The 22,780-nt window shown below is 61.5% G+C and carries 23 protein-coding genes; 11 read left to right on the top strand and 12 right to left on the bottom strand.

Translation table 11 applies throughout. The features are described 5' to 3' along the window. Window positions 1-219: 219 nt before the first annotated feature. A complete protein-coding gene (locus tag GDV60_RS25735; RefSeq protein ID WP_159909086.1) occupies window positions 220-1,380 on the bottom strand; it encodes an MFS transporter in 1,161 nt (386 codons plus the stop codon). A 245-nt stretch (window positions 1,381-1,625) separates the two neighbouring features. Beyond that, window positions 1,626-2,822: a class I SAM-dependent rRNA methyltransferase gene (locus tag GDV60_RS25730; protein WP_029300608.1), complete on the bottom strand. Its 1,197-nt coding sequence runs from the start codon at window positions 2,820-2,822 to the stop codon at window positions 1,626-1,628. Between the two features lie 296 nt (window positions 2,823-3,118). Here GDV60_RS25730 and GDV60_RS25725 point away from each other — a divergent pair, with 296 nt between their 5' ends. Beyond that, window positions 3,119-3,931, top strand: coding sequence for an HDOD domain-containing protein (locus GDV60_RS25725; RefSeq protein ID WP_169851357.1), 813 nt, complete (start codon window positions 3,119-3,121; stop codon window positions 3,929-3,931). A 21-nt stretch (window positions 3,932-3,952) separates the two neighbouring features. Next, window positions 3,953-4,765 carry a bifunctional DNA-formamidopyrimidine glycosylase/DNA-(apurinic or apyrimidinic site) lyase gene (gene mutM / locus GDV60_RS25720; RefSeq protein ID WP_057440389.1) on the top strand — a complete coding sequence of 271 codons (813 nt, stop codon included), beginning with the start codon at window positions 3,953-3,955 and terminating at the stop codon, window positions 4,763-4,765. Window positions 4,766-4,886: 121 nt separating this feature from the next. Here the strand turns inward: mutM and GDV60_RS25715 are convergent, their stop codons facing one another. From GDV60_RS25715 to GDV60_RS25695, 5 genes are all read right to left on the bottom strand, one after another. Beyond that, window positions 4,887-5,138, bottom strand: coding sequence for a YfhL family 4Fe-4S dicluster ferredoxin (locus GDV60_RS25715; RefSeq protein WP_029300613.1), 252 nt, complete (start codon window positions 5,136-5,138; stop codon window positions 4,887-4,889). 103 nt (window positions 5,139-5,241) lie between these two features. Further along, entirely contained in the window at window positions 5,242-5,721 is a 480-nt protein-coding gene (coaD, locus tag GDV60_RS25710) for a pantetheine-phosphate adenylyltransferase (protein ID WP_003176711.1), read from the bottom strand. A gap of 239 nt (window positions 5,722-5,960) precedes the next feature. Then, window positions 5,961-7,556, bottom strand: coding sequence for a GMC family oxidoreductase (locus GDV60_RS25705; protein ID WP_154907070.1), 1,596 nt, complete (start codon window positions 7,554-7,556; stop codon window positions 5,961-5,963). 53 nt (window positions 7,557-7,609) lie between these two features. Beyond that, a complete protein-coding gene (locus GDV60_RS25700; RefSeq protein ID WP_154907069.1) occupies window positions 7,610-8,155 on the bottom strand; it encodes a twin-arginine translocation pathway signal protein in 546 nt (181 codons plus the stop codon). 28 nt (window positions 8,156-8,183) lie between these two features. Next, window positions 8,184-9,611, bottom strand: coding sequence for a coniferyl aldehyde dehydrogenase (locus GDV60_RS25695; protein ID WP_029300620.1), 1,428 nt, complete (start codon window positions 9,609-9,611; stop codon window positions 8,184-8,186). Between the two features lie 147 nt (window positions 9,612-9,758). Between GDV60_RS25695 and GDV60_RS25690 the strand changes: the two genes are divergently transcribed. Both GDV60_RS25690 and GDV60_RS25685 read left to right on the top strand, forming a co-directional pair. Beyond that, window positions 9,759-10,430, top strand: a complete 672-nt coding sequence (locus GDV60_RS25690) for a TetR/AcrR family transcriptional regulator (protein WP_029300622.1) — start codon at window positions 9,759-9,761, stop codon at window positions 10,428-10,430. A 33-nt stretch (window positions 10,431-10,463) separates the two neighbouring features. Beyond that, entirely contained in the window at window positions 10,464-11,318 is an 855-nt protein-coding gene (locus GDV60_RS25685) for a sulfurtransferase (protein WP_133715521.1), read from the top strand. 51 nt (window positions 11,319-11,369) lie between these two features. On the opposite strand, the gene GDV60_RS25680 is transcribed toward GDV60_RS25685, so the two are convergent. The 4 genes from GDV60_RS25680 to GDV60_RS25665 all read right to left on the bottom strand — a co-directional run bounded on the left by GDV60_RS25680 (window position 11,370) and on the right by GDV60_RS25665 (window position 15,952). After that, a complete protein-coding gene (locus tag GDV60_RS25680) occupies window positions 11,370-12,365 on the bottom strand; it encodes a hydrolase (RefSeq protein ID WP_371923804.1) in 996 nt (331 codons plus the stop codon). Window positions 12,366-12,499: 134 nt separating this feature from the next. Next, window positions 12,500-13,114, bottom strand: coding sequence for a 16S rRNA (guanine(966)-N(2))-methyltransferase RsmD (rsmD, locus tag GDV60_RS25675; protein WP_070993981.1), 615 nt, complete (start codon window positions 13,112-13,114; stop codon window positions 12,500-12,502). Further along, entirely contained in the window at window positions 13,114-14,604 is a 1,491-nt protein-coding gene (locus GDV60_RS25670; protein ID WP_159909084.1) for a pitrilysin family protein, read from the bottom strand. The genes rsmD and GDV60_RS25670 overlap by 1 nt, the downstream gene beginning before the upstream one ends. Beyond that, window positions 14,597-15,952: a pitrilysin family protein gene (locus GDV60_RS25665; RefSeq protein WP_029300738.1), complete on the bottom strand. Its 1,356-nt coding sequence runs from the start codon at window positions 15,950-15,952 to the stop codon at window positions 14,597-14,599. The genes GDV60_RS25670 and GDV60_RS25665 overlap by 8 nt, the downstream gene beginning before the upstream one ends. Window positions 15,953-16,293: 341 nt before the next feature. Here GDV60_RS25665 and ftsY point away from each other — a divergent pair, with 341 nt between their 5' ends. The 4 genes from ftsY to rpoH all read left to right on the top strand — a co-directional run bounded on the left by ftsY (window position 16,294) and on the right by rpoH (window position 20,383). After that, window positions 16,294-17,727 (top strand): signal recognition particle-docking protein FtsY, encoded by a 1,434-nt coding sequence (gene ftsY, locus GDV60_RS25660; protein WP_159909082.1) that lies wholly within the window; start codon window positions 16,294-16,296, stop codon window positions 17,725-17,727. Continuing rightward, a complete protein-coding gene (ftsE, locus tag GDV60_RS25655; RefSeq protein ID WP_003213784.1) occupies window positions 17,724-18,395 on the top strand; it encodes a cell division ATP-binding protein FtsE in 672 nt (223 codons plus the stop codon). The genes ftsY and ftsE overlap by 4 nt, the downstream gene beginning before the upstream one ends. Continuing rightward, window positions 18,392-19,414, top strand: a complete 1,023-nt coding sequence (ftsX, locus tag GDV60_RS25650; protein ID WP_029300742.1) for a permease-like cell division protein FtsX — start codon at window positions 18,392-18,394, stop codon at window positions 19,412-19,414. Before ftsE ends, ftsX begins: the two co-directional genes overlap by 4 nt. Before the next feature lie 114 nt (window positions 19,415-19,528). Then, window positions 19,529-20,383 (top strand): RNA polymerase sigma factor RpoH, encoded by an 855-nt coding sequence (gene rpoH / locus GDV60_RS25645; RefSeq protein ID WP_003176698.1) that lies wholly within the window; start codon window positions 19,529-19,531, stop codon window positions 20,381-20,383. A 92-nt stretch (window positions 20,384-20,475) separates the two neighbouring features. Here rpoH and mtgA read toward each other — a convergent pair whose 3' ends face one another. Continuing rightward, on the bottom strand, window positions 20,476-21,198 hold the full coding sequence (gene mtgA / locus GDV60_RS25640) for a monofunctional biosynthetic peptidoglycan transglycosylase (protein WP_029300744.1): 723 nt from the start codon (window positions 21,196-21,198) through the stop codon (window positions 20,476-20,478). A 74-nt stretch (window positions 21,199-21,272) separates the two neighbouring features. Between mtgA and GDV60_RS25635 the strand changes: the two genes are divergently transcribed. From GDV60_RS25635 to GDV60_RS25625, 3 genes are all read left to right on the top strand, one after another. Next, on the top strand, window positions 21,273-21,653 hold the full coding sequence (locus GDV60_RS25635; protein ID WP_159909080.1) for a DUF423 domain-containing protein: 381 nt from the start codon (window positions 21,273-21,275) through the stop codon (window positions 21,651-21,653). Between the two features lie 71 nt (window positions 21,654-21,724). After that, window positions 21,725-21,925 carry a sulfur carrier protein ThiS gene (gene thiS / locus GDV60_RS25630; RefSeq protein WP_218585577.1) on the top strand — a complete coding sequence of 67 codons (201 nt, stop codon included), beginning with the start codon at window positions 21,725-21,727 and terminating at the stop codon, window positions 21,923-21,925. Between the two features lie 55 nt (window positions 21,926-21,980). After that, a complete protein-coding gene (locus GDV60_RS25625) occupies window positions 21,981-22,775 on the top strand; it encodes a thiazole synthase (protein WP_017845016.1) in 795 nt (264 codons plus the stop codon). Window positions 22,776-22,780: the final 5 nt, after the last annotated feature.

Below are 22,780 nucleotides of genomic sequence, written 5' to 3'. Positions count from 1 at the left end.
AACGTGACGGGATCGCCGTGCGCATTGGCCTTGAGCTCATAAACCCGCCGGGGGATGACTGGCGATGAATACGGCCGATTCTACACCGTCTTCCTGTAGGAGCGAGCTTGCTCGCGAAAAACCCATAGGCGACGCGGGTTACCAGGTAGCGCTGCGTTATCGTTGGCGTTCTTCGCGAGCAAGAACTAGGCGTCCCCCTCGCTCCTACAGGGGAAAGCGTTAGCGCCCGACCCGTAAATTCGTCAACCAGCCCCAGAGGCTGAACACGATGAAGCTGACCGCAATGGTCAGCAGCAGATGCGTTCCGGTTTGTGCCAAGGCCGCACTGCTTATGGCGGCCGTGAGGAACATGATGCTGTTCCCGGCTGATGCAGCGGTGCCCGCGCTGCTCGAGAACAACAGCATCGCTGCGGAAATCGCAGCGGGCCGAACCAGGGTGACGGCCAGGGCGCTGATCAACATGGGGATGAGCAAGGTCACGGTGGTGATGGCTTCCAGGCTGACGACCAGCGTTAGCAGCGCGCCCGCGACGAGCAGCAAGCCGAGGCCGATGTTGATTTGCCGGGACAGCGCCATGCGCTTTTGCAGGTACGAAGCCGCCACGCCGCCGAGCAGGTAGGCTACGCCGTACACCATCAGTACCAGCGCGTACTGGTATTCGGACAGTTTCAACGCATCCATGAAAATCAGCGGTGTCACGCTGATCAAGGCGAAATAGCAGGCAAACACCAAGGCGGCGATCCACCAGTAGCGCAGGAAGTCGCGATTGGCGGCGACCGCTTTGAGCGTGCCCAGGATCGAGACGGGCGCGCGGTGCGGGCTGGTAGCCTTGGGCGGCAGGATGCAAAACGCATGGATCAACATGCCCAATGCCATTAGCGCAAACCCATAAAAGCTCCCTTGCCAGTCGAAGGTGGTTTGCAGCCAGGAGCCGATCAGCGGTGACAGCGCTACAAACGAGCCGCTCAGGGTCATGTAATACAGGCGTACGCGGGCGCGGTCTTGTTCGTCGAACAAATCTTCCACCAGCGCGTGGCCCAGCACGAAAAATCCACAGCCCATGGCCTGCACACTGCGAAACAGCAGGAAGCTCAGGTAATCCGGCGCCATTGCGCAACCGATGGCACCGAGGATCGACAGGCTGATACAGCCGATCAGCACTTCCTTGCGCCCCCATTTATCCGACAGCGGGCCGGCCACCAGTTGGGAAATCGCAAAGACCAGCGTGAACAGGCTGATGGACAGCGCGACGTCGGCGGTGGGCGTATCGAAATGGGCGGACAGCGCGGGGAAGGAGGGCAAAAGGATATTGATCGGGAAGAAGCTGATCAGAGAGATGCAGGTGATGAGGATGAAGCGCGAGAGGGTGGGCCCAGACATTGTTTTTGTTTTCCGGAGTAGAACCAGAAACCGATACTAGTCTGCGAAAAGTGGAATTCAATCAAAACCGTTGGCGGAAGTTTCCTGGGCTCGTGTGGGTTGCGACGGTAGGAAAAATCTTTCTGATACAGCACAAAAAAATGTGGGAGCTGGCTTGCCTGCGATAGCGGTGTAACAGATTAAAAATCTGTAACTGATACACCGCTATCGCGGGCAAGCCCGCTCCCACATTTGATCTGTGTTACTTAGCTATTGGGCAACAACCGGCACGTAATGCTCTTGATATAGCGGGTCTCGGCAATCGCCGGGTGCACCGGATGGTCCGGGCCCTGGCCGCCGCGTTCCAGCATCTGGATATTGCGGTCCAGGTGGCGGGCGCTGGTCAGCAGGATGTTTTGCAGGTCGTCTTCCGGCAGGTGCATGGAGCACGAGGCGCTGACCAGGATGCCGTCCTTGCTGAGCAGGCGCATGGCTTGCTCGTTCAAGCGGCGGTAGGCGCCTTCGCCGTTTTTCATGTCTTTTTTGCGTTTGATGAAGGCCGGTGGGTCGGCGACGATCACGTCGAAGCGTTCTTCGCTGGCTTTCAGTTCTTTCAACGCTTCAAACACGTCGCCTTCGATGCAGGTCATTTTCTCCGCGACGCCGTTGAGCGCGGCGTTGCGCTCGACGCCGTCGAGGGCGAAGGCCGAGGCGTCGACGCAGAACACTTCACTGGCGCCGAACGTTGCAGCTTGCACGCCCCAGCCGCCGATGTAGCTGTACAGGTCGAGGACGCGTTTGCCTTTGGCGTACGGGGCCAGGCGTGCGCGGTTCATGCGGTGGTCGTAGAACCAGCCGGTCTTCTGGCCCTGGATCACCGGAGCTTCGAATTTCACGCCGTTTTCTTCCAGCGCAACCCACTCCGGCACCAGGCCGAACACGGTTTCGACGTAGCGGTTGAGGCCTTCGGCATCGCGCGCGGCGGAGTCGTTCTTGAACAGGATGCCGCTGGGCTTGAGCACTTGGGTCAGTGCGGCGATCACGTCTTCTTTATGGGCTTCCATGGTCGCCGAGGCGATCTGTACCACCAGGATGTCGCCGAAACGGTCGACTACCAGGCCTGGCAGCAGGTCGGAATCGCCGTAGACCAGGCGGTAGAACGGCTTGTCGAACAGGCGGTCGCGCAGGGACAGGGCGACGTTGAGGCGGTGCACCAGCAGCGACTTGTCCAAAGGCAACTTGATGTCACGCGACAGCAGGCGCGCGCAGATCAGGTTGTTCGGGCTCATGGCCACGATGCCCAGGGTCTTGCCGCCGGCGGCTTCGAGGATGGCCTGGTCGCCTGCCTGGAAGCCGTGAAGTGGGGTGGCGGCCACATCGATTTCGTTGCTGTAGACCCACAGGTGGCCGTTGCGCAAACGACGATCGGCGTTGGCTTTGAGACGCAGGCTTGGCAGGGACATGACGTCGCTCCGGAAAAAAGAGCGGGAGTATACCGTGTTGTGTCGTTGTTGGCCGCGCCGCCGGACATGTGGGAGCTGGCTTGCCTGCGATCCAGGCGACTCGGTCTGTCTGTCGCACCGCAGTGATGCCATCGCAGGCAAGCCAGCTCCCACATTTTGCTCCGGTTTCCAATCCGGCTTTTGAGGTGTCGGTCAGGTTCCCATCGGGGTTAGAATCGCCCCCTAGCCCAGAGTATGTACCTATGTCCCAAGAGCTTTCCGCCGAACAGATCCAACAGGCCCTGCAAGGCATCAGCGTGCCGCCCCAACCGCAGATCATGGTGGATTTGCAGATGGAGCAATATATGCCCGATCCGGACCTGGAGGTGATTGCGCGGTTGATCTCCCAGGACCCCGGCCTGTCCGGCTCGCTGCTGAAAATCGTCAACTCGCCGTATTACGGCCTGAGCAACAAAATTGCCTCGATCCAGCGCGCGGTCAACCTGCTGGGCAGCCGCTCCATCGTCAACCTGATCAACGCCCAGTCGATCAAGGGCGAGATGAGCGACGACACCATCGTCACCCTCAACCGGTTCTGGGACACGGCCCAGGATGTGGCGATGACCTGCCTGACCCTGGCCAAGCGCACCGGCTCCCAGGCGGTGGACGAAGCGTACGCCCTGGGGCTGTTCCACGATTGTGGCGTGCCGCTGATGCTCAAGCGGTTCCCGGACTACATGAGCGTGCTGGAAGATTCCTACGCCAAGGCCGGGCCTGATTGCCGGGTGGTCGACACCGAGAACCGCGCGTTCCATACCAACCATGCGGTGGTGGGTTATTACACCGCCAAGTCCTGGCGCCTGCCGGAACATGTGACCAACGCCATCGCCAACCACCACAACGCCCTGGCGATTTTCAGCGATGAGTCGGCGCGCAACAGCCCGCTGAAAAACCTGCTGGCGATCCTGAAAATGGCCGAGCATATCTGCGCGTCCTATCGGGTGCTGGGCAACCAGACGGTGGACCATGAGTGGGAGAGCATCGGCCATCTGGTCCTGGATTACGTGGGCCTGTCGGACTACGACTTCGAAAGCATGAAGTTGTCGATCCGCGAACTGGGCGCGCACTAACCTTTCTATCGCGAGACGAATATGCCTGAGCTGCCAGAAGTCGAAACCACCCGGCGCGGGATTGCGCCGCACCTGGAAGGCCAGCGGGTCAGCCGCGTGGTGGTGCGTGAGCGGCGCCTGCGTTGGCCGATCCCCGAAGACCTGGATGTGCGCCTGTCCGGGCAGCGTATCGTGCTGGTGGAGCGGCGGGCCAAGTACCTGCTGATCAACGCCGAAGTCGGCACCTTGATCAGCCACTTGGGCATGTCGGGCAATCTGCGCCTGGTGGAAGTCGGTCTGCCGGCGGCCAAGCATGAGCATGTGGATATCGAGCTGGAGTCGGGCCTGGCCCTGCGTTACACCGACCCCCGGCGTTTTGGCGCGATGCTCTGGAGCCAGGACCCGCATAACCACGAACTGCTACTGCGCCTGGGGCCGGAGCCGTTGACCGACCTGTTTGATGGCGAGCGCCTGTTCCAGCTGTCCCGCGGGCGCTCCATGGCGGTCAAACCGTTCATCATGGACAACGCGGTGGTGGTGGGCGTGGGCAATATCTACGCGACCGAGGCGCTGTTTGCCGCCGGGATTGATCCGCGCCGGGAAGCCAAGGGCATTTCCCGTGGGCGTTACCTGAAGCTGGCGATCGAGATCAAACGCATCCTCGCGGCCGCCATCGAGCGTGGCGGTACGACCTTGCGTGATTTTATTGGCGGCGACGGGCAGCCGGGGTATTTCCAGCAGGAGCTGTTTGTCTACGGGCGTGGGGGCGAGGCGTGCAAGGTGTGCGGCAGTGAGTTGCGCAATGTGATGCTGGGGCAGCGGGCGAGTGTGTTTTGCCCTAAGTGCCAGAGCTGAAGACAGCAGGCGCTGCGGCTTGCCTCATCGCGGGGCCCGCTCCCACATTTTGACTTGTGGGCACCTTCAAATGTGGGAGCTGGCTTGCCTGCGATGAGGCCCGCCCAGCCGCCACAAGGTTTCAGGCCTTACCGGTAATCAACCGGTACTTCTCCATCAACTGCTCTTCCGTTTCCGGCCGGGCTTCATCCAGCGGAATGCAATCGACCGGGCACACTTGCTGGCACTGGGGTTCGTCGTAGTGGCCGACACACTGGGTGCACAGGTTGGGGTCGATCACGTAGATCTCTTCACCCTGGGAAATGGCAGCGTTCGGGCACTCGGGTTCGCAGACGTCGCAGTTGATGCAATCGTCGGTGATGATCAGGGACATGGAAACTCCTGCCAGGGCACTCTGCCAAGGCATCTGGAAAACTAATGCGCGCAATTGTGCCGCATTGGCGCCCGCAGTGCGAGCGGGCGCCGGTTGAGCGGTCTTACTTCTTGAAGCGCAGAGTCAGTGCATCCGCCACCGCAGGGTGTACGAACTTGGTGATATCACCGCCCAAAGCCGCAATCTCTCGGACCAACGTCGAGGAAATGAACGAATAACGCTCTGACGGCGTGAGAAACAGGCTCTCTACGTCCGGCGCCAGTTGGCGGTTCATGTTGGCCAGCTGGAATTCATATTCGAAATCCGACACCGCGCGCAGGCCGCGCAGGAATACATTGGCGTTCTGTTCCTTGGCGAAGTGCGCCAGCAGTGTCGAAAAGCCCACTACTTCAACGTTCGGCAGGTGCTTGGTGACCTCGCGGGCCAGCTCCACACGCTGTTCCAGAGGAAACAGTGGGTTTTTCTTGGGGCTGGCAGCGACCGCGATGATCACATGGTCGAACAAGCGCGAGGCGCGTTCGACCAGATCGCCATGGCCTTTGGTAATCGGGTCGAAGGTACCTGGGTACAACACTCGGTTCATCGCGTCGTCCTGGCGGAGTCCGTTGGGGAACCGGATGGTATCGCAGCCATCCCGGTCGGCCAAGTCAACTTATTCAGAAGAAAGCACTATAGACACCGCGAATACCCCTATGAACCCCCTGTAGGAGCGAGCTTGCTCGCGAAGAACCCATAGGCACCGCGGGCTATCTGATAGCGCTGCGTTATCGTTGACGTTCTTCGCGAGCAAGCTCGCTCCTACACGGGCGCATAATCGGTTTTTCATGCTGTTTTCAGACGCTCGGCCAGTGCTGTCGCCAGTTGTGCGGTCAGGCCATACACCGACAATTGTGGGTTGGCGCCGATACTGGTGGGGAACAATGAACCATCGTGGATCGACAGGTTACGCAACTGGTGATGCCTTCCAAGGCTATCGGCGACCGCATTTTTTGGCTCTTCACCCATGGCACAACCGCCCATCACATGGGCGCTGCCCAGGCAGGTGCGATGCAGTTCCAGGTTAAGGCCGTCGATCAGGCTGCGTGCCTCGGCCAGTGTGCTGACGTAGCGCGCGTCATGGTGCAGCGGCTTGACCGACTTGGCGCCGGCGGCAAACTGGATCTCGGCCATGCTATGGAAGGCCCGGCGCAGGCCGTCCCAGGCGTAGGGCGAGACCTCATAGTCGAGTACCGGCGTGCCATCGCCGCGCAGGCCGACGCTGCCGCCCTGGCTGTCGGGGTGGAAGCCATCCCGCAGCAGCGCCAGCATCGCATGGGTCTTGGGCAACTGGCTCATGTCCAGGGCGTTCTGCGTGCCGTAACCGCCGAACAACGTGCTGGCCAGGGCCGGGTGTAAGGGCGGTGCTTCGAGCTTGTAGGACATTTTGCCGGTGGTGCCGTCCTGCCATTGAAAGTGATCAGAGTAAATCGACTGCGGCGCGCCGTAGAACGGGTTGATCACCTCGTCGAACAACCCCGCGGAAAAATTCACCAGGTGCAGGAAGGTGCGCTTGCCCAGGCGCGAGTGTGGGTCGGGTGCGTCCGAGCGCATCAGCAGCGCCGGGCTGTTGATGCCGCCGCCGGCCAGTACGTAATGCTTGGCTTTGACCGTGATCTTGCGGCCGGTGGGCGCTACGCAGCGCGCGTCCATGGCCACGCATTCGAGGCTGGTGATGGTGTCGCCGCTGAACTTCAGGCGCTCGGCGCGGGCCAGGTACAGCAGCTCGCCGCCTTGCTCCAGGGTCGAAGGAATGGTGGTCACCAGCATCGATTGCTTGGCGTTGACCGGGCAGCCCATGCCGCAATAGCCCAGGTTGAAACAGCCGCGCACGTTGCGTGGGATCACGTGCCAGCTGTAACCGAGCTTTTCGCAGCCTTTGCGGATCACGTCATTGTTGGCGTTGGGCGGCAGGGCCCAGGGGGCGATGCCCAGGCGTTGCTCCATCTTTTCAAACCATGGCGCCATCTCGGCGCTGCTATGGCCTTTGACCGCGTATTCACTGGCCCAGTGGGACAGGGTCGGGTCCGGCGTACGAAAACTCGAAGTCCAGTTGATCAGCGTGGTGCCGCCCACGGCGCGGCCCTGCAGGATGGTGATGGCGCCGTCCTTGCTCATGCGGCCGATGCCTTCCTGATACAGGCTGGCGTAGGCCTCGTCTTCCAGTAGCTTGAAATCGCTGCTGGTCTTGAGCGGGCCTTCTTCGATCAACAGCACCTTGTAGCCAGCGGCGCTGAGAATCTCTGCAGTGGTGCCACCCCCTGCGCCGCTGCCGATGATCGCGACATCGGCTTCCAGCGTCAGGTCCTGGTCGAGGGCAGCGCCATTATGGGTTTTCCAGCCGCGGGCCATGCCATCGCGGAACACATCAGGTACGGGCATCAGCTTATTCTCTTGTTTTTATCAGCGGTCATGACGTGTAGGAGCTATCACGGTCAGATTTGCGGCGGGCCGGGGTACCCGCAATGGGCCCAGGACTCGGGCCGGAAGTACCAGGCCATGATCACCAGCTTGAGCAGCGAGCCCTGGCCCATGCGCAGCAGGTTGAGGAAGCTGTTCTCCCAGCGATGCAGGAAGTTGCGGATCTGCTCGCTGCTGGCGTTTTCCCAACTGCCCCAGATGCCGGTCAGCGGGCCACGGGTGACGGCCATGCCTAGCACGTCGAACAACTGCTGGGTCAGCTTGAACATCTCCGGTGACAGGTGCTGCAGGCTGTAATCGAGTTTTTTCAGGGTGTCTTCGATACCCGCCGCCACGACCTCGGCGCTGGCCGCGCCCTCTAGCAACACTGGGATCACCGCGCGCAAAAACGGCAGGTCGCTGTGGCGCAGCATGGCAAAGCCGCTGGCGGGAGTGCTGCTGGAGCAGCCGCTGAGGCTGGCACCAAGGCCTGCAGTCGCCAGGAAGGCGCTGGCGCACAGGCCGATTTTCAAGACGCCGCGCCGCGACAGCGCGGGTGATTCAGTCAGGCTAGGGTTCATTTTTATTGTTGTCCCAGTGATAACGGTTTTAGCGCACGAATAGCTTCTGGATCAGTTTCTGGATGGCTTTGCCATACGGTGGGTAAATCAGCTTGGCCGCATTCAGGCGTTGTTTGATCAGCACGCCCTTGGCCTTGCTGAAGGTGAGGAAGCCTTCATGGCCATGGTAGTGGCCCATGCCCGAGGGGCCGATGCCGCCAAAAGGCATATCGTCCTGGGCCACATGCAGCAGGGTGTCGTTCAGGCACACGCCGCCGGAATGGGTTTCGTGGAGTACGCGATTCTGTTCGGCCTTGTTGTAGCCGAAGTAATACAGCGCCAGGGGGCGAGGGCGCTGGTTGATGTAGGCGAAGGCCTGGTCGATCCCGCGATAGGGCACGATGGGCAGCACCGGGCCGAAAATCTCGTCCTGCATCACGGTCATTTCATCGCTGACGTTCAGCAGCAGGCTATGGGCCATGCGCCGGGCCTGGCCCTGGTCATAGAGCGGAACCAGGGTCGCGCCCTTGTCGGTGGCGTCCTTGACGTAGGCATTGAGCCGGGCGAGTTGTCGCTCGTTGATGATGGCGGTGTAGTCCGGGTTATCAGCCAGGGTCGGATAAAACCCGCGTACCGCCTGGGTGTAGGCCGCGACGAAGCCATCCACCCGGTCCTCGGGGACCAGCACATAGTCCGGCGCCACACAGGTTTGCCCGGCATTCAGCGCCTTGCCGAAGGCGATCCGTTCGGCGGCATCCTTGAGCGGCACATCGGCCGAGACAATCGCCGGGGATTTACCGCCCAGTTCCAGGGTGACCGGGGTCAGGTGCTCGGCGGCGGCGCGCATGACGTGCTTGCCGATGCTGGTGGCGCCGGTGAACAGCAGGTGATCAAAAGGCAGTTTGGAAAACGCCATGCCCACTTCGGCTTCGCCGAGCACCACGCACACCAGGTCTTCGGGGAAGATTTGCGCCAGCAGGTTCTTGAGCAACTGGCCAGTGGCCGGGGTGGATTCGCTTAGCTTGAGCATCACCCGGTTACCTGCCGCCAACGCACCGACCAGCGGGCCGATGGCCAGGTACAGCGGGTAGTTCCAGGGCACGATCACCCCGATGACCCCCAGGGGTTGATAGATCACTTTGGCAGATGCCGGTTGGAAGGCTATACCTACAGCGCGGCGCGACGGTTTCATCCAGCCCTTGAGGTGTTTGCTGGCGTAGTGGATGCCATGCAGGCTGGGCATCAGCTCGGCGAACAGGGTTTCGTCGGCACTGCGATGGCTGAAATCGTTGCTGATGGCCTCGATCAGCGCCTGGCGCTCATCGCTGAGCAGGTCGCGCAAGGCCTTGAGCCACTGCTGGCGCTGCGCCGCTGGTGGCATCGGGTTGGCTGCGTACGCGCGGCGCTGGGCAGCGAACAGGTCCTGGAGTTGGTCCAGCGCCTGGGAATCTTGCAGGTAAGCAACGTTGGCAGACATGACGCAGTTCCCGATTGTTATTGGAATACCTGCGTTTTTAGAGTCATTACTCTATTTTGTCAAATGCCTTCGCTGCAACATGCAGTTTTATCCTGGCAAGGATAGACCGTAAGATGTTTGTATCAGGATTCAAGAAGCCGATCCCCTATGGCACCACGAGTAAAGACCAGCGAACGCATTGTGCAAACCAGCCTGGAGCTGTTCAACCAGCAGGGCGAGCGCAGCATCAGCACCAACCATATTGCCGCCCATATGGAAATATCCCCGGGCAACCTGTACTACCACTTCCCGAACAAGCAGGCGATTATCGCGGTGCTGTTTCGCGAGTATGAAGCTCTGGTGGACAGCTTCCTGCGCCCGCCCCAGGGGCGCGCCATGGTGGTCGAGGACAAGCGCTTCTACCTGCAGGCGGTGCTGGCGGGTATGTGGCGCTATCGTTTTCTGCACCGCGATCTTGAGCATCTGCTGGAAAGCGACCCGGAACTGGCCACCGGCTACCGGCGTTTCTCCCAGCGTTGCCTGATCCAGGGTGGCGCGATTTACCGGGGGTTTGTCGAGGCAGGGATCCTGAACATGGACCCGGTGCAGACCGAAGCCTTGACCCTCAACGCCTGGATTATCCTCACCTCCTGGGTGCGTTTTTTGTGCACCACCAACGAGAACTCCGCACACCTGAGTGCCGAGGCAATCAAGCGCGGGGTGTACCAGGTGCTGGTGCTGGAGGCAGGGTTTATCACGCCCCAGGCCAAAGAGGCCGTGGACGCGTTGTTCAAGGAGTTTTATGTGCCGTTGAGTCAGGCACTGGAAGAAGTGAAGTAGGCCCTTTCCCGAACATATTTCCAGGAGTCCGTTATGCCGCTTGCGCAACTGATCAGCCCGCAACAACTGGCCGAACGCCAGAAGCACGCAGGCCTCGTCATCCTCGATTGCCGCTTTGCCCTGGAAGACCCGGACTACGGGCGTTGCAGCTATGCCGAGGGGCATATTGAGGGCGCGCAGTATGCGGACCTGGAGCGCCACCTCAGCGGGCCGGTGACCAAGGGTGTGACTGGTCGCCATCCGCTACCGGCGCCCCAGGCGCTGGTCCAGCAGTTGCAGGCCTGGGGCATCAATGCTGACAGCGAGATTGTGCTGTATGACGACGGCCCTGGCGCGTATGCCGCCCGTGCCTGGTGGCTGCTGGCCTGGCTGGGCAAGCGCAACGGTGTGTCGATCCTCGATGGTGGGCTGAAAGCCTGGCATGCCGCGGGTTTCCCCTTGAGCCTGGATGCGCCGAGCGCCGAGCCCGGCACCTTCAGCGGCAGCCCGGACACCCATCTGCTGCTGGATGCCGAACACCTGCAAAAACGCCTGGGCCAGCCGGGCCTGACCCTGATCGACGCCCGCGCCTTGCCACGCTTTCGCGGCGAGGTGGAGCCGATTGATCCGATTGCCGGGCACATTCCCGGGGCGCAATGTGCAGCGTTCAACGAGAACCTGGGCAGTGATGGGCGTTTCTTGCCGGTGGAGCAGCTCAAGCAGCGGTTTGCCGACAAACTGCAAGGTCGTGCGCCGGATGAGTTGGTGGCGTATTGCGGCTCGGGCGTGACGGCGTGCCACAACCTGTTTGCCCTGAGCCTGGCGGGGTATCCGTTGGGCAAGTTGTATGCGGGGTCGTGGAGTGAGTGGATCAATGATCCGCAGCGCGAAATTGCTACCGGCGATTAAGTGGGTAATCCCCGATCAAATGTAGGAGCGGGCAAGCCCGCTCCCACATGATTAACCGTGTTTTACCCGTAACCATTGCGGGATCCGCCGCTCCAGGTAGTACCCAGGCGTCTTCAGCGAGCCGTCGACAAACCCCACATGCCCGCCCTTGGCCTGCAGTTCAAACTCGGTGCAGTCCGACAGTTCGCTGGCCTGGGGCAAGCTGTGGGCAAACACAAAAGGATCATCTGCCGCGTGGATGATCAGCGTCGGCGTGCGGATTGCCCCGAGGAAGTAACGACTCGACGCCCGTCGGTAATAGTCCTCGGCATTCAAGTAGCCATGCAGCGGTGCGGTGACGCGGCCGTCAAAATCCCAGAACGTGCGCATTTTCTCCAGCGAGCCCAGTTCGGCCAGGGTCTTCAGCGCTTCTTCGCGTCCGTCCACCAGGAACTGGCGCTGCTTGACCCGGATGTAGCCGAGCATCTCGCGCATGAAGTGCTTTTGATAGACCCGTGAAAACCCCAGGCCTATGCGGTCGGCGCACTGGTCCAGGCGAAACGGCACCGATACCGCCGCAGCTCCCTGCAGGCCGGAGTTGTCACCGGTTTCGCCCAGGTGCTTGAGCAACACATTGCCACCCAGGGAGTAACCCACGGCATACAGTGGCGCCAACGGTCGCTTGGCCCGCAGGTGCGCAATGGCGGCCGCCAGGTCTTCACTGGCGCCTGAATGGTAACTGCGGGCCAGCAGGTTGGGTTCGCCGGAACAACCGCGCCAATTCAGGGCGACGCTGGCCCAGCCTTGGCTGGCCAAGGCTTTTTGCAGGCCGGCGACGTAGGGCGAGTTGGACGAGCCTGTCAGGCCATGCAGTACCAGCACCAGTGGTGCGTGCGGGTCATGGGGGCCATGCCAGTCGAGGTCGAGGAAGTCACCATCCTCCAGCCACAGGCGCTCGCGCTGGCGATCGAGGTGGGTGGTGGGGCGCCAGAGTGGGCCCCACAACGTTTGCAGGTGGGGGTTACCGAGGCCGAAGGCTGGGGTGAAACGGTTGGCGGGGTTCGGCACGATCAAGGTCTCGACACAACTCTTAAGGGGGGTGTGGCCAGTGGGTTGTGGCGAGGGGGCTTGTCCCCCGTTGGGCTGCGCAGCAGCCCCAAAAACCTGCTATCTCGGTACACCTGAAAAAAGCAGTGGTCCTATTAAGCTGTCTGCAGCGTACGTTGCCACAGTGCGTAATACACCCGCCCGGACTTTTGCTCACGGTGCAGGCGCCAGTTGCCGGGCAGGCCCAGGGTCGACGGCGCGGTCTCGCTTTCGGTGTAGACCCAGGCGTCATCGGCCAGCCATTGGCGCTCTTCCAGCAGCGCGCAGACGGTTGGCAACAGGTTCTGGTTGAACGGCGGGTCGAGGAACACCACATCGAATGCACTGGCTGGCTGGGTTTCCAGGTAGCGCAGGGCATCGGCGGTCTGTACATGGCCGGTGGTGCAACGCAGTGTGCCCAGGTGCTCGCGCAGGCTGGAAACCGCCACGTTGCTCGCGTCCAGGGCCTGGCCCAGGGCGGCGCCACGGGACAGGGACTCGAGGAACAACGCGCCACTGCCAGCAAACGGGTCAAGTACCTTGGCCCCCTCGATGTACGGCGCGAGCCAATTGAACAAGGTCTCGCGGACCCGATCCGGGGTGGGGCGCAGGCCCACCACATCGGGGAAACTCAGCTTGCGGCTGCGCCATTGGCCGCCAATGATGCGCAGTTGGCCCACACCGTTATGAACGTTATGGACAGGTTTTTTAGGGCGCGATGGACTGGCCATTAATGCTCCGGAACCCCGAGCGGCTGCTCGGCAGGTTTATCAGTGGGGGGCGGTAGTGGCTTTTGCGCGGTGGTGGGACCAGCGGTCACGATCACCATTTTATCGCTGCTCAAGTGTTTGTTCATGGCGGCCTTGACCTGATCGACGGTCAGGGCCTGGGATTGCTGCATGAAATCTTCCAGGTAATTGAGCGGCAGGTTGTAGAACCCCATGGCGCCCAGTTGCCCGACGATATCGGCGTTGCTTGCGGTGGACAGCGGGAAGCTGCCGGCCAGTTCGCGCTTGGCGTCATCCAGTTCTTTTTGCGTCGGCCCGGTCTTGAGGTAGTCGGCCAGCACTTGCTCCACCAGGCGCAAGGTGCCGCCGCTCATTTCGGCGCGGGTCTGCAAGTTGATCATGAAGGGGCCACGCACCTGCATCGGCGAGAAGCCCGAGTACACGCCATAAGTCAGGCCGCGCTTCTCACGCACTTCGCTCATCAGGCGGGTGCCAAAACCACCACCCCCCAGGATCTGGTTGCCCAGGGACAGGGCGGCGTAGTCCGGGTCGGCGCGGTTGATGCCCAGTTGTGCGAACAGCAGATGCGTCTGCTTGGATGGAAACTCGATATGCCCCAGGCCGGCCTTGGGTTCGGTTGGCTCGGCGATCTTCGCCAGCGCCGGGCCCTTGGGCAGGGATGCGGAGACTTTGTCCGCCATGGCCTCGGCGTCTGCGCGGGACAGGTCGCCGACCATCGCGATCACTGCGTTGCCGGCGGCGTAGGCCTTGGCATGGAATGCCTTCAGCTGTGCCTGGGTAATGGCCGGAACGCTCGCAGGCGTGCCTTCGCTCGGGTGCGCATAGGGATGGTCGCCGTACAGACGCTTGAACAGCTCGATACTCGCCAGCTTGCCCGGGTTCTGTTTCTGGTACTCGAAGCCGGCCAGCAGTTGGTTCTTGATCCGCGCCAGGGAGTCGGCGGGGAAGGTCGGCTGGCCGATCACCTGGTCAAACAGCGTAAGGGCGGCGTCGCGTTTGTCGGCGGCACTGAGGCTGCGCAGCGAGACCAGCGCCATGTCACGGTAGGCACCGTTGCTGAAATCGGCGCCCAGGCCTTCAAAACCGGCGGCAATCTGCCCCACATCCTTGCCCGGCACGCCTTCGTTGAGCATGGCGTTGGTCAGCAGGGCCAGGCCCGGCGTGTTGCCGTCCTGGCTGCTGCCGGCGGCGAACAGAATGCGCATGTCGAACATCGGCAGTTCGTGGGCCTCGACGAACAGCACCTTGGCGCCTTCGGCGGTATTCCAGGTCTGCACGTTGAGCTTGCGGTTAGTCGGGTTCTTGCCATCCAGCTCTGCCAGGGATTGCAGGGTCTTGCTGGACTTGGCCTGCTCCAGGGCCGGGCTGGCCACGGAGTCGTCCGGGCGGCCGATATACACCGCGACCGCCGCCACCAGGGTCACGACGATCAGGCCGGGCAGCACCAGGCGGTTGTTTTTGCGATCACTCATGGGTGGTCTCCTCGGGCAGGACATGGGCGATACTCAGGCGTTCGCGGGTGAAATACGTGCGCGCGGCCTTCTGGATGTCCTCGGGGGTCACGCTTTGCAGCTCGGCAAGCTCGGTGTCCATCAGCTTCCACGACAGGCCGACCGTCTCCAGGGAGCCAATGGCCGTGGCCTGGCTGGTGATGGAGTCGCGCTCGTAGACCACGCCGGCAATGACCTGGGCGCGGATGCGTTCCAGCTCCTCGGCGGTCGGTGGCTTGGCCTTGAGTTCGTCCAGCAGGCGCCAGAGCCCGGCTTCGGCCTGGGCCACGGTTTTCTTCTTCTGCTGGTTGGGCGTGGCGCTCAAGGTGAACAGGCTGTCGCCACGGGTATAGGCGTCGTAGTTGGTCGAGGCCGCGGACACCAGTTCTTCACCGCGTTCCAGCTGGCTCGGGATGCGCGCGCTGTAGCCGCCATCGAGCAGCGCCGAGATCAGGCGCAGGGCGTTGACCGAGCGTTTGTCTTCGGCGGTGGCCAGGCCCGGGACGTTGAAGCCCAGGATGACGCTCGGCAATTGGGTCTGCACATGCAGGGTCAGTTGGCGCTCGCCCGGCTCGGCCAGCTCCAGGGGTTTTTTCGCCGGTGGCACGTCGCGCTTGGGAATCGGGCCGAAGTAACGCTGGGCCAGGGTTTTCACCTCATCCGGGGTCACGTCGCCCACCACGACCAGGGTGGCGTTGTTGGGCACGTACCAGGATTGGTACCAGTGGCGCAGTTCCTCGACCTTCATGCGGTCCAGGTCGGCCATCCAGCCGATGGTCGGCGTGTGGTAGCCGCTGGCCGGGTAGGCCATCGCCTTGAAGCGTTCAAAGGCCTTGGACAGCGGGTTGTCATCGGTGCGCAGGCGGCGCTCTTCCTTGATGACTTCGATCTCGCGGCTGAATTCGTCGGCCGGCAGGCGCAGGGTGGCCATGCGGTCGGCCTCCAGTTCCAGGGCAACGCCCAGGCGATCGCGGGCCAGCACTTGGTAGTAGGCGGTGTAGTCGTCGCTGGTGAAGGCGTTTTCTTCGGCGCCCAGGTCGCGCAGGATCAACGAGGCTTCGCCGGGGCCGGTCTTGGAGCTGCCCTTGAACATCATATGTTCCAGGGCGTGGGACAAGCCGGTCTGGCCAGGGGTTTCATAGCTGGAGCCGACCTTGTACCAGACCTGCGAGACCACCACCGGGGCGCGATGGTCTTCGCGCACGACGACCTTGAGGCCGTTGTCCAGGGTGAATTCATGGGTGGGTTGTGGGTCGGCAGCCAAGGCTGAAAGGGGCAGACAAACTGTGCTGAGCAGCAGGCCTGCGGCGCGGCGGGCTAGAGCATTCATTCGTTTTTAAACCTGTTGGGCTGCCCGCTTGGTCTTAGCGTCGGCGGGCGAGGAGGTGCTAGGATACTGATCCGTATTAGCGGCGGCCACTGCGGCTGTCATATCGTTTCGGATCCAGTCGTCGTAAAGATGGAGTTATCGGTGGGTTTCCCCGGTTTTAATCCGCTTTTCGCCGATTTTATCGCTTCAGTCCTATATTGAATCGATTTGTTGAGGCTGTATTAACGCCTCACAAAATGCTGCGCATGAACAAGCTGGCTAAAAAACAGTCTGTTGCGCATCGAATATTATTTACCGAGGCGCCACCTAGGCGCGTCGCTACCGTGAGATAGCCGTCCTCCATGTTTGGTTCCAACGACGACAAGAAGAGCCCAGCTGCGGCTGGCGAGAAAAAAGGCCTGTTCGGATGGCTGCGCAAAAAGCCGCAGGAAACCGTCGTCGAACAGTCGCAAGTCCAACATGAGCCTGTGCCCGAGCCTGTTCTGCAGGCGGAACCTGCGATTGAGCCGGTGGCCGAGCCTGTCGTCGAGGCGCCGGTGGTATTGCCTATGGCCGAGCCGGTGTTGCAACCGGTGGTGGAGGCTGCGCCAGAGCCAGAGCCAGAGCACAGGCCATGGCCGTCATTGCCGGTGGCTGAAGAGCCCGTTGCGTTGGTGGAGGATGTGCAGGCCGAACATGCAGCGCCGCCGATTCCTGCCATTGTCGAGCCTGTCGAACCGCTACCCGTCGTCGTTGAGCCGGCCCCGCTCGTAGTCGAGCCCGCTCCGCTGGTGATCGATGCTGCGCCCGCAGTCATCGAGACTGTCGCAGTACCTGCGCCTGTCCAAGCGCCTGCCGAAGCCAGCAAGACCGGCTTCTTCGCCCGCCTCAAGCAAGGCCTGAGCAAAACCAGCGCCAGCATCGGCGAAGGCATGGCGAGCCTGTTCCTCGGCAAGAAAATCATCGATGACGAGCTGCTCGAAGACATCGAGACCCGCCTGCTGACTGCTGACGTGGGCGTCGAAGCCACTGCCGTGATCATCCAGAGCCTGACCCAGAAGGTGGCGCGCAAGCAGCTCACTGACGCCGACGCGCTTTACAAGTCATTGCAGGCCGAACTGGCCGCCATGCTCAAGCCGGTGGAAGCGCCGCTGGTGATCACCGAGAAGAAACCCTTCGTGATCCTGGTGGTAGGCGTCAACGGCGCCGGCAAGACCACCACCATCGGCAAGCTGGCGAAGAAGCTGCAACTGGAAGGCAAGAAAGTCATGCTCGCCGCCGGTGACACCTTCCGCGCCGCTGCGGTGGAGCAATTGCAGGTGTGGGGCGAACGCAACAAGATCCCGGTCATCGCCCAGCACACCGGCGCCGACTCCGCTTCGGTGATCTTCGATGCCGTGCAGGCCGCCAAGGCCCGGAACATCGATGTACTGATCGCCGATACCGCCGGTCGCCTGCATACCAAAGACAACCTGATGGAAGAGTTGAAGAAAGTCCGCCGGGTGATGGGCAAGCTCGACGCCGACGCGCCGCACGAGGTGCTGTTGGTGCTGGACGCCGGCACCGGACAGAACGCGATCAGCCAGGCCAAGCAATTCAACCAGACGGTACAACTCACTGGCCTGGCATTGACTAAGCTCGATGGCACGGCCAAGGGCGGGGTTATTTTCGCCCTGGCTAAACAATTCGGGTTGCCGATTCGTTATATCGGTGTCGGAGAAGGTATTGATGACCTGCGCACCTTTGAGGCCGAACCCTTTGTCCAGGCACTGTTTGCCGAGCGGGAGCGTTCATGATTCGTTTTGAACAGGTGGGCAAGCGCTACGCCAACGGGCATGTCGGCTTGCATGAGCTGAGTTTCCGGGTGCGTCGTGGCGAGTTCTTGTTTGTCACCGGTCACTCCGGCGCCGGCAAAAGTACCTTGCTGCGCCTGTTGCTGGCCATGGAGCGCCCCACCACCGGCAAACTGCTGCTGGCAGGCCAGGATCTGGCCACCATCAGCAATGCGCAGATCCCGTTCCTGCGTCGGCAGATCGGCGTGGTGTTCCAGAACCACCAGTTGCTGTTCGATCGCACGGTGTTCAACAACATCGCCTTGCCATTGCAGATTCTCGGCCTGTCCAAGGCCGAAATCGTCAAGCGTGTGGATTCGGCCCTGGAGCGCGTGGCGCTGTCGGACAAGACTGATTTGTACCCCGGCGACCTGTCCACCGGCCAGCAACAGCGCGTCGGCATTGCCCGCGCCATTGTCCACCGCCCGGCCTTGCTGCTGGCGGACGAACCCACCGGTAACCTTGACCCGCGCCTGGCCGCAGAGATCATGGGGGTTTTTGAAGACATCAACCGCCTGGGCACCAGCGTGCTGATTGCCAGTCACGACCTGGCATTGATCGCGCGCATGCGCCATCGCATGTTGACCCTGCAGCGCGGCCGCCTGATTGGTGACGGGGAGGCCGGCGTATGAGTGCCACACGCAGCCCTAAAGTCTCCGAGCGCGTCGCGCCGAAAGCGGCCGATCCGCAGCCGCAGAAAAAGAAACGCGACGAAGATGACGGCCCCGATTTCAGCACCTTGCTGCACGCCTGGATCGAAAGCCATCGCGCCAGCCTGGTGGATAGCCTGCGCCGCTTGGGCAAACAGCCGATTGGTAGCTTCTTTACCTGCCTGGTAATGGCTGTGGCGTTGAGCCTGCCGATGGGGTTGTCGTTGCTGCTTAATAATGTCGAGCGCCTTGGCGGCTCCTGGCAGCGTGCGGCGCAGATTTCCCTGTACCTGCAACTGGATGCCAGCGCCACTGAAGGCGAGGCCTTGCGCGAGCAGATCAAGAACCTGCCGGGCGTGGCGGATGCCGAGTACATCAGCCGCGACCAGGCCCTGGAAGAATTCCAGCAGCAATCGGGTCTGGGCGAGGCGCTCAAGGAGCTGCCGCAGAACCCGCTGCCGGGCGTGGTGCTGGTGACGCCAAATGAAATCGACAAGACGGCCCTTGAAGCATTAAGACAAAAATTGGCTGAACTGCCCAAGGTACAACAGGCGCAGCTTGATTTAGTCTGGGTCGAGCGTCTGGCGGCGATTCTCAAGCTGGGCGACCGGTTTGTCTTCGGCCTGACGGTGTTGCTGGTTTCTGCATTACTTTTGGTGATAGGCAATACCATTCGTCTTCATATTGAAAACCGTCGCACCGAGATAGAAGTGATTAAACTGGTCGGCGGCACAGACAGCTATGTGCGTCGTCCTTTTCTGTATATGGGCGCGCTTTATGGCTTCGGTGCCGGGATTCTGTCCTGGGGTGTATTGGCGTTTGGCCTGGATTGGCTGAACGACGCGGTAGTCGGCCTGGCCGGTTTGTATGGCAGTGACTTTGCCTTGGCGGGCGTACCCGCTGCCGATGGTCTATCGCTCTTGCTTGGCGCGGTGTTGTTGGGTTATATCGGTGCATGGATCGCAGTCGCACGCCATCTCAGGGAGCTGGCGCCGAAATAGTGTCTTTTTGCTTGTATTGACCTTTCAGCGTTTATAGGGAACTTGTCCTACGGTTCCCGGTCAATTTTCGCAGTGCTGAACTGCACGAGTTATGTGAGTCGGAGGTTTTTTCGTATGACCACTTCTTTGCAACCTGCTTATGCTCTGGTCCCAGGCGCGAACCTGGAAGCCTATGTGCACACGGTCAACAGCATTCCTTTGCTGACGCCCGAGCAGGAGCGTGAACTGGCCGAGAGTCTCTACTATGAGCAGGATTTGGGGGCGGCTCGGCAGATGGTGCTCGCCCACCTGCGTTTTGTCGTACATATCGCCCGTAGCTATAGCGGCTACGGCCTGGCCCAGGCTGACCTGATCCAGGAAGGCAACGTCGGCCTGATGAAGGCTGTAAAGCGCTTTAACCCGGAAATGGGTGTGCGGTTGGTGTCGTTCGCCGTGCACTGGATCAAGGCGGAAATCCACGAGTTCATCCTGCGCAACTGGCGCATTGTGAAAGTGGCGACCACCAAGGCCCAGCGCAAGCTGTTCTTCAACCTGCGCAGCCAGAAGAAACGCCTGGCGTGGCTGAACAACGAGGAAGTCCACCGTGTGGCTGAAAGCCTCGGTGTGGAGCCTCGGGAAGTGCGCGAGATGGAAAGTCGCCTGACCGGCCATGACATGGCCTTCGACCCGGCCGCCGAAGCGGACGACGACAGCGCCTTCCAATCGCCGGCCAACTACCTGGAAGACCACCGGTACGACCCGGCGCGTCAACTGGAAGATGCCGATTGGAGCGACAACTCCAACCACAACCTGCACGAAGCACTGGAAGTGCTGGACGACCGCAGCCGTGACATCCTCTACCAGCGTTGGCTGGCAGAAGAAAAAGCCACGCTGCACGACCTGGCGCAAAAGTACAACGTGTCGGCCGAGCGGATTCGTCAGCTTGAGAAGAGCGCGATGAACAAGCTGAAACTGTCGATCGCGGCCTAACGCGCAGCGAACGGCCAAAAAAATGCCCCGATCGAAAGATCGGGGCATTTTTGTTTGTGTCGCGCCCCTGTAGGAGCCGGCTTTGTGTGGCGTCAATTGGACCACGGCGCCTTTCGCGTGGTGTTCAGCTCATTCAAGTAGCCCGTGCCACCCAGCTGCCCCATCTGCTGGCGAATCCAAGCCGCCCGCCGCGCCACATACGCGGTTGGGTGGCTAGCACTCCAAGCCCGCGGATTAGGCAGCACTGCGGCCAGATAGCTGGCCTGCTGCCGCGAAAGCCCCTTGGCACTCACCCCGAAATGGTGTCGCGCTGCCGCCTCTGCGCCAAACACCCCCTCATCCCACTCCACGCTGTTCAAGTACACCTCAAGGATCCGTTGCTTGGGCCAGAGGATCTCGATCAATCCGGTAAACCAGGCCTCCAGGCCCTTGCGCAGATAACTGCGGCCTGCCCACAGGAACAGGTTCTTCGACACCTGCTGGCTCAACGTGCTGGCGCCACGCAGCGAGCCGCCGCGCTCGTTATGCAGCAGGGCGGCCTGGATTGCGCCAAAGTCAAAACCCCAATGCTGCGGGAAACGCTGGTCTTCGCCGGCCATGACCGCCAATTTCAGGTCATCGGAGATCTCGTCCCACGGCACCCAACTGCGTTGCAGGTCAATAGGCTCGCCGTCGACCCAGGATTCGATCTTGCGCTCGACCATTAGCGCGGTGAACGGTGGCGGGACGACACGAAACAGCAGCACCAGCAAAACACTGGCGATGACAAACCATTTCACGACTTTGAGAAAACGACTGAAGAGGACACGCAGCATAGAGATGGCTTGGCCGAACCCGTTGAGCGGGCCATTATACAGACCCGGCCCTTTGAGTCTGACTGGAGTTCCTCATGCTGCGTGGCTTTCTGATGTTGGCTGCCTTTTTCGGTTTTACCGGTGTTGCCCTCGGCGCGTTCGCTGCCCATGGCCTGAAAAAAAGCCTGAGTGCTGAATACCTGGCGATTTTCCATACCGGCGTGACTTACCAACTGGTGCATGCCCTGGCGTTGTTTGGCGTGGCCTTGCTGGCGGCGCATATTCCCGGGCGCCTGGTGATGTGGGCGGGGGTGTCGTTCAGCATCGGTATCCTGTTGTTCTCCGGCAGCCTGTATCTGCTGACTACCGTCGGCATCGGCAAACTGGGGATCATCACCCCGTTTGGCGGCCTGGCATTCCTGATTGGCTGGCTGTGCCTGGGGCTCGCCGCCTGGCGCCTGCAACTGACCGGCTGACGCTTGTAGCTGACCTTCAGGTCACGATCAGGCTAGAATGCTGGCCCCTAAAAACGATGGCGGCCCGTGGCATGCGCATTCAATTGAACGGCGAATCCTATGAACTGCCCGACGGTGAAACCGTCGAGGCCCTGCTGACCCGTCTGGAACTGACCGGACGTCGCGTCGCAGTGGAGCTCAACCAGGATATCGTGCCGCGTAGCCAGCACACCGAAACCGCCCTTGCCGAAGGCGACCAGGTCGAAGTAGTCCACGCCATCGGCGGCGGCTAGCCCTGGGGCAACTACCCGAATTCTGCAGAACCTCACCCCAACTCGAGGATTTCCCATGAGCATCGTTCGTAGCGACAAGCCCTTCGTCCTGGCCGGTCGTACCTACCAGTCGCGTTTGCTGGTAGGTACCGGTAAATACCGCGACATGGAAGAAACCCGCCTGGCTATCGAAGCCTCGGGCGCCGAGATCGTGACGGTGGCGGTGCGCCGCACCAACATCGGCCAGAACCCGGGCGAACCGAACTTGCTGGATATCCTGCCGCCGGATCGCTACACCATCCTGCCCAACACCGCCGGTTGCTACGACGCCATCGAAGCCGTGCGCACTTGCCGCCTGGCCCGTGAGCTGCTCGACGGCCACAACCTGGTGAAGCTTGAAGTGCTGGCGGACCAGAAAACCCTGTTCCCCAACGTGATCGAAACCCTCAAGGCCGCTGAAACCCTGGTCAAGGAAGGTTTTGACGTGATGGTCTACACCAGCGATGACCCGATCATCGCGCGCCAACTGGCCGAAATCGGCTGCATCGCGGTCATGCCGCTGGCCGGCCTGATCGGTACTGGCCTGGGGATCTGCAACCCATACAACCTGCAGATCATCCTCGAAGAAGCGAAGATCCCGGTGCTGGTGGATGCCGGCGTCGGTACCGCGTCCGACGCCACTATCGCCATGGAGCTGGGCTGCGAAGCGGTGCTGATGAACTCCGCTATCGCCAACGCGCAACAGCCGATCATGATGGCCGAAGCCATGAAACACGCGATTGTCGCCGGCCGCCTGGCGTACCTCGCCGGGCGTATGCCGAAAAAACTTTACGCCAGCGCCTCCTCGCCGCTGGATGGTCTGATCAAGTAAGAGCC

Source organism: Pseudomonas sp. DTU12.1 (genome assembly GCF_009873475.1).
In the GTDB taxonomy this organism is placed as follows: domain Bacteria; phylum Pseudomonadota; class Gammaproteobacteria; order Pseudomonadales; family Pseudomonadaceae; genus Aquipseudomonas; species Aquipseudomonas proteolytica.
Note: the sequence above shows the minus strand (reverse complement) of the source record. Positions and strands in the feature narration are given on the sequence as shown.